The organism is Acinetobacter sp. ANC 7912 (genome assembly GCF_039862785.1).
GTDB lineage: Bacteria > Pseudomonadota > Gammaproteobacteria > Pseudomonadales > Moraxellaceae > Acinetobacter > Acinetobacter thermotolerans.
The window spans coordinates 1-9054 of record NZ_CP156797.1; the positions used below are offsets into that span (position 1 = coordinate 1).

Genomic DNA, 9054 nt, shown 5'->3' on the forward strand with positions numbered 1-9054 from the left:
ATGCGAGATCTAGTTGTAAAAGATAATGCTTTAATTAACGCAAGCTATAACCTAGATCTAGTTGAACAGCGACTTATTCTTTTAGCTATTGTTGAAGCAAGAGAAAGTGGTAAAGGCATTAATGCAAACAACCCTTTAGAAGTCCATGCAGAGAGCTATATCAATCAATTCAATGTTGCAAGACAGACTGCCTATCAAGCATTAAAGGATGCTTCAAAAGATTTATTTGCTAGACAATTTAGCTATCAAGAGATGAATAAACGAGGAAATATCGAAAACGTACTAAGCCGATGGGTTAGTGAGATTCGTTATGTTGACGCTGAAGCGACTGTTAAGTTAATTTTTGCACCTGCTATTGTTCCATTAATTACTAAACTCGAAGAACAGTTCACTAAGTATGAATTACAGCAAGTTAGTAATCTCAGTAGTGCTTATGCTGTACGTCTATATGAATTATTGATCGCATGGCGTAGCACTGGCCAAACTCCTGTTATAGAGCTTGAAGAGTTTAGAAAAAAAATTGGTGTGCTTGATGATGAGTACACAAGAATGGGGAACTTTAAAGACAGAGTCTTACATCTAGCTATGGCTCAAGTTAATGAGTTTACAGATATCACTGTTAAGTATGAGCAGCATAAAAAAGGACGTTCAATTTATGGCTTTTCATTCTCATTCAAGCAAAAGAAAAACGTTAACAAACCAAATCTAGAAGCTAGAGATCAAAACACCTTAGATATTTTCACCAAGTTAACAGATGCCCAGCGTCATTTATTTGCTAACAAATTGTCAGAACTGCCTGAAATGAGTAAGTATTCTCAAGGCACCGAAAGCTATCCGCAATTTGCCGTACGAATTGCCGAAATGCTATTAGATGCTGAAAAATTTAAAGAACTATATCCATATCTAGTAAAGGTTGGCTTTCAAACAAAATAAAGATAATGTTCAGTAATATGCTCACCTGAACATCCTTGTACATGAACAGAGGGATTGTATTGAACACTACAAAATTTAGCGTTATGGACGCAAGTAAAGCCTTTAAAAAATCACGGACAACAATATATGAGGCTTTAAAAAATGGTGAATTATCAAGAGATAATGATGGTCTAATAGACTTATCTGAACTTATCAGAGTTTATGGCAACCCAGTCGGTGTTCAGTCCAGTACACGTACTGAACAAGTTCAGAAGGATGTACAGGTACACGTTCAATCTGAAGTCGAAAATCTATTAAAAGATCAGATTTCTTTACTAAAAAATCAGTTAGATTTAGCAAATCAAAGAGAAAAGTCTTTGATGCAACATATTGAAGATCTTACTCATAGAATTGAGTTTAAAGGCACCTTAGAACAGTCACAACAAGAAAATATTGATAAGCTAAATGAATCTACAAATTCAAATATAGCAACGGATCCTCGGTCACAGACTGACTCTAACTATGACGAATTGACTACTTCCGAGAGTAAACGGATCCATCTTCCTGAGCATGTTGAACCAGAACCTAAAAAACGTGGCTTATTTGGCCGTGTGCTGAATGCTGTTTTTGATAATGACTAAGGGAGAGAGATCATGCCGAAACTGAAAGACATTGCCCTGGGAATTATTGTGGCCCCGCTACTGATCCCGATCATGCTGATTGCATCGTACCAGGATAAAAAGGCACTCAAAAAAGAGCTGGATGAACGCCAAAAAGAAAAAGACCAGGCATCCTGATTATTCAATTGAGCTAATCAAAATCGTGAAACATTGCTTAAATAATAGGCGTGGAACGTGAAAAATCATAAAAAAAGCCCGAACAGGGATGTTCGGGCTATTAACTAGGAACTACAGCGTTGAATTTTCAAGAGAATTATAACGCATTTCGTATAAGGTGTATTATGTTAATTTTAGGAAATCTTTAAATTAGTGGGGCTTAAAGCATTCTGAACACTTTTTAAAATTTAATGCTAATAAAACTTCCTCTTCTAAAGCTTCTTGATCAAAATTATTCACTTTCTTTGAGAAAAGCATAGTTGAAGCAATAAGCCTACTTTTTAGAGTAGCAAACTCCTCTGCTAAGTTTTTTTCCTCTAAAGGTCTATTTTTCTCAATGCGCTTTAATTTAGACGAATCCCAATAACGTAGGTCATAAATTTTTTTATGTAGCTCGGACTTCATTGGAAAATTTGAAATCTGTTCAAATAAATCATCTATTTGTGCCTTAAGCTCATCTAAAGATAATTTTTCAATTTCATCAGAGAAGTTTACTGAGCTAGAGTTATCTTTTTCTATCCGACCAAAATTAAGATCTGCTATCCCGAATTCAGCTTTAAGAAAAATAATGAAACTTTCATCAGCTATAGTTCCATCTTCACTCATCTTAGATTTAACTAACTTTCTAAACCTATCTATTGCAGTCTTACCTTTATTTCTCACTTCTTCTGGAAGATAAAAGTTTACCCATTTAGCATTCAACCTAGGACAATCCGCATTCAAATGAAACGCAGCCGTATTATGTTCATTCAACCAAGTACCGGTGTCCTCAATTGCTTCGATAGGATGAAATTCAATTTTTACACCTAATGCACTTTTTTTAAAAAAAGTAGCAGCCCTTTGAAGATCTTCTATTTCTTCACGTGATAAACATGAATTAATATCAATATTCTTAAAAATATCCGCTATAAGCTGCTCATCTATATCAATTCTTTTAGTGATTCGACTTAGATTAAAGTTGGTTATATACATAAAATTCTTGCTAACTAATTATTGAAAAATACCAATTACTTATCCTTCTTTGTTTATTTTAACAAACGATATAGAACCGATATCTTCTGTTAAAATTTCATTTTGCTCAAGAACTTGCAAACATCCTCCAGAAAGAAGCGTGCGATCTTTAACATATAGTTCGTTGATTAATTCAATATTTCTAGAGTCAGATAGTAATTCGTGAACCAATGCCTCAGTAATATCGTCAGTTAAAAGTGATGCAACAGGGGTCTTCATAATGACAGACATAATATCTATCATCCCAGCAATTTTACTAGGAACCCGGAGAGATACCGTTTCATAAATTGTTGTGTTACTTTCAGCCAAAGTATCTTTCAATTTTTCTCTTAATGTAGCCATTAAACTTTTCCTAATTTTCCATCTTTAACTGCTTGAGATAATTTTTCATGAATCTGATCTCGATCAGTAGGTTCTTCTGAACAGGTATCTTCATAATCACAACGTGATTTCAACTCATAAACTGCTGAGAAATGTCTATTTGCTAAATCCAATACCCAACCTTCTTTTGGTGGAATACTCGCTAGCTGATTAGCAGCCTTTGCGACATAATATCCAGCACGTGTATCTAAGCTAAATAAACTATTCAGTAAAATTATTTCTACTAGCTGATTAAGTAATTGAGATCTCGAAATCCCATCTCGTGTAGCCAAAGCATCTAGAACAGCTAGATCTGTCTTATGCACACGAATGTTGTACTTTTTAATATTAGGCTTAGCTGAATCAACCAAATTTTCAGGCACCTTTGCAAATGCTTCAGTGTTTATCTTAAGTGGCATATCTTTTTCCTTTATCTAGTTAACTAAAATTAAAGTCATTATTTGACTTTAATTTTCGATTAAATGAATCATTAAAGTAAGTAGTTATTAAAGTATCTTGATCATCAACTATAGTAATCCCACCACGTCTTTCTAAAACTTCTAATACCTTCATAATTCTATGAATATCTTTTCTTTTTAAGATAATTTTTTCGCCTTTCTTACTTGGTTCCCCAAAAATATTGGCTAGCATTATCATTTCTTGATTAATATTGCGTTGTTTCATTCTTTGAACAGAGTGATTAGTTAATTTCATGAACCATCTCCTATTTAATATAGGAATAAGAATATCATGACTAAAATTAAAGTCAAATAATTATTTTTTAAAAAGTCAAATAAATATAAATTTAGACTTTTTAGTCTTTCTTCTTTTTTTCATTTAACATAATGGGCGTTATACGAAATTCCATGTTAGAACCCATTTAAAGTGTCCACCCTAAAAAAGCACATAAAAAATGTGTATACACATTTTTTATGTGCTATATTGCTAATAACAAGGACAGGAGTCACTGTATGACTTACACAGAGCTTCAAATTATATTGCTAGAAATGGGCTTATCAATTAAGGATCTTGCAACGTTACTTGGCATGAATCCCAATTCAATTACTAATTATAAAAGCACTGGCATGATTCCCCTTCACTTAGCAATTACAGTAGCACTGATATCTCATTTAAAAAAAGCGGGGCTATCTCCTGAAGACATTATTAATGAAGTGAAGAGAGGACACGCTCAGAACTTCATTGAAAATAATTAAAGGTAATAAATTATGCGTACAGATTTACTTTTAGAGTTAGCTGATTTCTTAGAAAAACTAGATCCCAATAGATTTGATATTCGTACTTGGAGAAGACCATCTAAGGACTCAGTTGGCTTCGTGAGTGATGAACAACTCGTCACTGACTGTAATACAGTTGCTTGTGCTATTGGATGGGCTGTGACTTTACCAAAGTGGAAAGATGCAGGATTCTATATAGACACTTTAGACATCACAAAAGAGCATCTGAATAACCCATTAAGCACGCCATACACTATGGCTATTGTGAAATGGCAAGGTAACTCAGCTATCGATTCTTATGATGCTTTGCAAGCGGGGTTGAATCTTCCAACTGGTATGGCTGAGGTTCTTTTTGACTTCAATAACTATGCTGATGAAGAATTTACAAGTGCTCAAACTGTGGCTGAAAGAATACGTGAGTTTTGTAATACACCATCAGAAGAGCTCATGGATTTAGTGGTTTCTTATACTGATACTATGTAATTCCTACAGACATAAAAATTAAAAAAACTCAATAAAAATGGAGCCTTATGCTCCATTTTTAAAATGCGTGTAACGTGTGTTATGTTAGTTTTAGCTTAACTTCATATTTAGGCTAATTAGATTCAGGGATAATTGCATTACCAGATTCAGTCAACCAAAGATCATCAATTGGTAATAAATGATAATTTCGCTCTTTATAAAAATTAAGAAAATTATCATCTAGGGTTGCAGGAAACTCTCTTTGAATTTCACTTTGTAAATTAAGTAAAAGTTTACTACTTAGAAGATTAGCATATTGACCACGTAGAGCCTTTTCGTACCATTGTATTAACTGATCCTCTGTAATAATACTCTGTATCTTACTTTTCCATCCAATTTGATTAAGTAATGATGCAATAACTTTAGCATCTGCTTTTTTACATACAATGACTATCCTATCTGCTGTTAAAGAATTACAAATCCCTTCTGCAAGCTCTTCAGACAAAGAAAGGTGTTTAATTTGAACAATAACCCCAAAGTTTGTCCAAATATCTAACCCTCTATCGGCTGCATTCGTAGCTCCAATACGATGTACACTCCCATTTGTTTTAAAAAAAGTATCAGCTACAGAGATATTGAGAACAGCCTTTGTAAAATCTTCAAATTCTTCGATAATAAATTTTTTTTCAGTATTATAAGAAAGAGTAATTTCAGCATCTATTGCTTCAACTATAGAAGAAAATAAAGCATACACTACACATTCAAATACTTTATCTATGCTTCTTTTTAATCCAGGTTCTTTCCAAAAAGAATCCATGAATTCATCTAATTTAAAATTAGATGAATCATGGGATAAGCAATAATTAACACTATTAGATACAGAGCCTAAGCGCTTAGCAAATAAGGTATAAATATAAGCCTCTATAGCTCCATTTTTTGCATTATTTTCCTTTGCTAACACTTCTAAAATACGAGGGGGAATGGCATTTTCCTCAAATAAATTATCTTGGAAACGAGCACTAGAAGTTGATACATTACCAACTAATTTAGAAGTAACCGCATCACGCCATTTCTTCGATTGTGTTCTGTATGTTTCCAGTTCTAAAGGATTTAACTCTTCTGGATTTAGTCTATATTTCCTCAGAATTTCAGCAATTTGCATAGGTTTATATAGATGAGCTCTACTCTTAGCAATTAACGAATCTAAAGCCACTTTTGCATCTAAAACTCTTGTCATAACTGCCATCTAATTCAATGATTTTAAGCAATTTATCATATTTTCAGCGATACGTTCTATCACTGTAACCGTTACTGAATTACCAGCAACTTTCCTCGCTTGAGTATAAGGCACATCAATTTTATAAGTGTCTGGAAAACCTTGTAAACGTAACATCTCACGTCCGGTTAAACGTCGTATACCATTTACCACTAAATAATTGTAACTCCCCCCAGCTCTTAACGCACATGAATATGGAAGTGCTGAAATATTACCACCAATATTTTCATGCCATATTGAAGGCATAGGCGGTTCTTTCTTTAGTTTTTCAAATCTCTTTTTTCTAATTTCTTCAGATAAAAAATATTTGCTTTCAATGTCTTCATCTGCTTCTAATATTTCAGAAAGTGGTCTATATGCATTTAATTTTTCAGGGAAATTGAAATCAACTTTATCTAGGAAACCAACAATATAAATACGTTCTCGTTTCTGTGGAACACCACCATATTCCAATGAATTTAATACTTTATAATGTAAGTTATATCCCAGATCCTCTAACTTATTTTTGATAGTTTGAAATGTATTTCCCTTATCATGAGTAGTTAGACGCTTTACATTCTCAAGCAGGAACGCTTTCGGTTTTTTTACTCTTAATATTTCTTCAATATTAAAAAATAATGTACCTCTTGTATCTGAAAAACCTAGACCTTTACCCGCAATACTAAAGGGTTGGCATGGGAAACCAGCTAAGAGAATGTCATGATCAGGAATATCTTTAGGCTCTATTAGATTAATATCACCAAAGGGTTCATCACCAAAATTGTCCTTATAGATTTTCTTTGCGTGTTCATCCCATTCCGATGCAAAAACCGTTTCACAGCCATATTTTTCAAAACCTAAACGTATTCCACCTATGCCAGCAAAAAGATCGATAGTTTTATAAGTAACAGAGGTCATAACAAGATTACAAAGGGTGAAAATGAAGGGATTGTACCTAAAATGGATTATGTATAATTTATTAATCGCCGAACATTACGACAATACCTGTCGTTAATTATGAAAATGGATCTATTTGTCTATCATGCGACCAACGAAAATGACCATTTCTTCTATTAACCTATTTTTAAGATAGAATTGATAGCTGTCATATGTTTTCCTACTTTACACTTAATTAGGCTGATGAAGCGTAAAGTAGGAATTACATATCACTATTAAGAACAATGTAATAAATACTACTTAACATAAAATCTCTTATTCGAAATTCAGGCTAACGCCACTATACAAGGTCACACACCTTACACTTTTTTAGATTGGCTACTTGAATACAGCTCTGAAGGAACGGCTGGCTAAGGCCACTATACAAGGTCACACACCTTACACTTTTTTAAAACTTGATCGCGGATCTGACTTTAGAAATGAATAGATCAATTGAATTTTGGTTCTTGGAAAAATCCAGCAGCAGCCCATTTACTTTAGATCGGATCTCTTTCGGATCAGTCAGTTCTCCATTCATTAAGTTTTTCAGTAGTGCACCCACTTTATTCATATCTGCTTTTAGGCTACGGATCTCCTGGATTGTTTTTACATCCGTCACGCTTTTAGGCTGGTAGCCCAAACCAAGATCACGCAAATATTGAGAAGCTGATAAATTTCCCTGAGCAGCATTTTCTTCAATTTGCTTTTTCTCAGCTTCAGTTACCACAACTTGAATTACTTTTTGGCGTATCCGTTTCGGCTTTTTCTGTTCAGTCATTTTTCTATTTCCAGTACATTTTGGCTATGCCAAAAGCTCCGCAGGACAAGATGCCACGTTGAGCTGAAAGCGAATAAGTGGGCGTAATGGTGGGCCAATCATGCTTGCATGTTGGTCAACATTACACATCTTGCCAATATCACTGAAAGTTCAATTGCACATAAATGCATATAATTGCACATCAAAATGAATAAAAACCATTTAAAAGCTCATAGTTGCAGATAATTTCATATAAAATCATATAAAAGCTCTTAATTGCATATAGTTGCACATAATTGCATAAATTAAAGAAAGAGGAAGTCATTATGGTCACCAGACATGGCGCAAAGAAATTCATCATCTCTGTATTACCAGAAATAGAAAAACGGCTGGAATCTGGTTATACAATTAAGGAAATCCACGCTGATTTACCTGAGCTAGCGAACAATATTTCTTACAGTTCAGTTTTACGAAATTTGAGCAAAATGGGAATCAGTGAAAAAAAGCCACATTCAAATAAAATAGAAAAATCAGTGAACCTGGATACTGCTTCTAGTTCTAGCCAAAAAATAACGAATGCTCAAAGAAATCTTGAAAATCTACAGAAGCGACCTGAGAAATTTAAATTTGATCATGGAACAAATGATAAGGAATTAATCTGAATCCTCTTTAAATGTAGCTCTAAATGCTGCCTGTTTGCGATTTAAGCTCAAATTCACACTGGAAGGTACAGAACGAGTGTCTACGAGTGAAATCGCTGAAATTCGCGCTTAGACCCTCTGAAAAACAGCTTTTTAGGCTGTGAAGCCTAAATAAGCGTAAATTACATGCAGAAAATTGAGTCTAGATCGAGCGCAGCGAGTAAAAAAGCTCTATGAGCGAAGCGAATTCATCGTGCTTTTGCTTTTTATTAAAGTCACAACGAGATGAGCCAAAAAATTGCCCCGACGAATCGAGCGAAAGCGAGATTCAATAGAGTTTGAGCGTAGCGAAAACCAAGGGTAATTTTTCCTTGCCTGGGCTTTTAATTATTTTAAAGTTTTTAAATGCTTTTAGACATGCTGAAAGCCTTTGTTCACAATGCTTTCAAGGGTTATATGACTACGTTTACCTACCAATATGACTACGTTTACCTACCAATATGACTACGTTTACCTACCAATATGACTACGTTTACCTACCATAAGTCTACTTATTTTTTTTTGTAGATTTAACTGCGTTTACCTTGCATTTAACTACATAATATTTTATATAGATTTATATTCAGAAATAAAAAAGTAGACTAATAAC

13 protein-coding genes are annotated in these 9054 nt (G+C 33.9%); 6 read left to right on the forward strand and 7 right to left on the reverse strand.

Going from position 1 to position 9054, the window contains the following annotated elements:
* From repM to ABEF84_RS15415, 3 genes are read left to right on the forward strand one after another with little or no spacing between them, the layout of a single operon-like run.
* The gene (repM, locus tag ABEF84_RS15405; RefSeq protein ID WP_131262031.1) at positions 1-933 is read left to right on the forward strand and encodes a replication initiation protein RepM; all 933 of its coding nucleotides are present in this window, start codon (positions 1-3) and stop codon (positions 931-933) included.
* A 59-nt stretch (positions 934-992) separates the two neighbouring features.
* Positions 993-1553, forward strand: a complete 561-nt coding sequence (locus tag ABEF84_RS15410; RefSeq protein WP_004282224.1) for a plasmid replication DNA-binding protein — start codon at positions 993-995, stop codon at positions 1551-1553.
* 12 nt (positions 1554-1565) lie between these two features.
* Complete coding sequence (locus tag ABEF84_RS15415) at positions 1566-1709, forward strand: hypothetical protein (RefSeq protein ID WP_001125247.1); 144 nt, start codon at positions 1566-1568, stop codon at positions 1707-1709.
* A 189-nt stretch (positions 1710-1898) separates the two neighbouring features.
* On the opposite strand, the gene ABEF84_RS15420 is transcribed toward ABEF84_RS15415, so the two are convergent.
* Genes ABEF84_RS15420 through ABEF84_RS15435 form a run of 4 tightly spaced genes read right to left on the reverse strand, consistent with a single transcriptional unit; the run spans position 1899 to position 3833 of the window.
* The gene (locus ABEF84_RS15420) at positions 1899-2720 is read right to left on the reverse strand and encodes a hypothetical protein (protein WP_347473888.1); all 822 of its coding nucleotides are present in this window, start codon (positions 2718-2720) and stop codon (positions 1899-1901) included.
* 39 nt (positions 2721-2759) lie between these two features.
* A complete protein-coding gene (locus tag ABEF84_RS15425; RefSeq protein ID WP_271051386.1) occupies positions 2760-3101 on the reverse strand; it encodes a hypothetical protein in 342 nt (113 codons plus the stop codon).
* Positions 3101-3538 (reverse strand): hypothetical protein, encoded by a 438-nt coding sequence (locus ABEF84_RS15430; RefSeq protein ID WP_271051385.1) that lies wholly within the window; start codon positions 3536-3538, stop codon positions 3101-3103. The genes ABEF84_RS15425 and ABEF84_RS15430 overlap by 1 nt, the downstream gene beginning before the upstream one ends.
* A 19-nt stretch (positions 3539-3557) precedes the next feature.
* The gene (locus tag ABEF84_RS15435) at positions 3558-3833 is read right to left on the reverse strand and encodes a hypothetical protein (RefSeq protein WP_271051384.1); all 276 of its coding nucleotides are present in this window, start codon (positions 3831-3833) and stop codon (positions 3558-3560) included.
* Positions 3834-4090: 257 nt separating this feature from the next.
* On the opposite strand from ABEF84_RS15435, the gene ABEF84_RS15440 reads away from it, so the two are divergent.
* Positions 4091-4333 carry a tellurium resistance protein TerC gene (locus ABEF84_RS15440; protein ID WP_347455827.1) on the forward strand — a complete coding sequence of 81 codons (243 nt, stop codon included), beginning with the start codon at positions 4091-4093 and terminating at the stop codon, positions 4331-4333.
* Positions 4334-4345: 12 nt separating this feature from the next.
* On the forward strand, positions 4346-4837 hold the full coding sequence (locus ABEF84_RS15445; RefSeq protein ID WP_347455826.1) for a hypothetical protein: 492 nt from the start codon (positions 4346-4348) through the stop codon (positions 4835-4837).
* 112 nt (positions 4838-4949) lie between these two features.
* Here the strand turns inward: ABEF84_RS15445 and ABEF84_RS15450 are convergent, their stop codons facing one another.
* The 3 genes from ABEF84_RS15450 to ABEF84_RS15460 all read right to left on the reverse strand — a co-directional run bounded on the left by ABEF84_RS15450 (position 4950) and on the right by ABEF84_RS15460 (position 7785).
* Complete coding sequence (locus tag ABEF84_RS15450; RefSeq protein WP_347455825.1) at positions 4950-6053, reverse strand: HaeII family restriction endonuclease; 1104 nt, start codon at positions 6051-6053, stop codon at positions 4950-4952.
* Positions 6054-6062: 9 nt separating this feature from the next.
* On the reverse strand, positions 6063-6989 hold the full coding sequence (locus ABEF84_RS15455; RefSeq protein WP_347455824.1) for a DNA cytosine methyltransferase: 927 nt from the start codon (positions 6987-6989) through the stop codon (positions 6063-6065).
* 427 nt (positions 6990-7416) lie between these two features.
* A complete protein-coding gene (locus tag ABEF84_RS15460) occupies positions 7417-7785 on the reverse strand; it encodes a plasmid mobilization protein (RefSeq protein WP_000139283.1) in 369 nt (122 codons plus the stop codon).
* A 305-nt stretch (positions 7786-8090) separates the two neighbouring features.
* On the opposite strand from ABEF84_RS15460, the gene ABEF84_RS15465 reads away from it, so the two are divergent.
* Positions 8091-8426 (forward strand): hypothetical protein, encoded by a 336-nt coding sequence (locus ABEF84_RS15465; protein ID WP_253114836.1) that lies wholly within the window; start codon positions 8091-8093, stop codon positions 8424-8426.
* Positions 8427-9054: the final 628 nt, after the last annotated feature.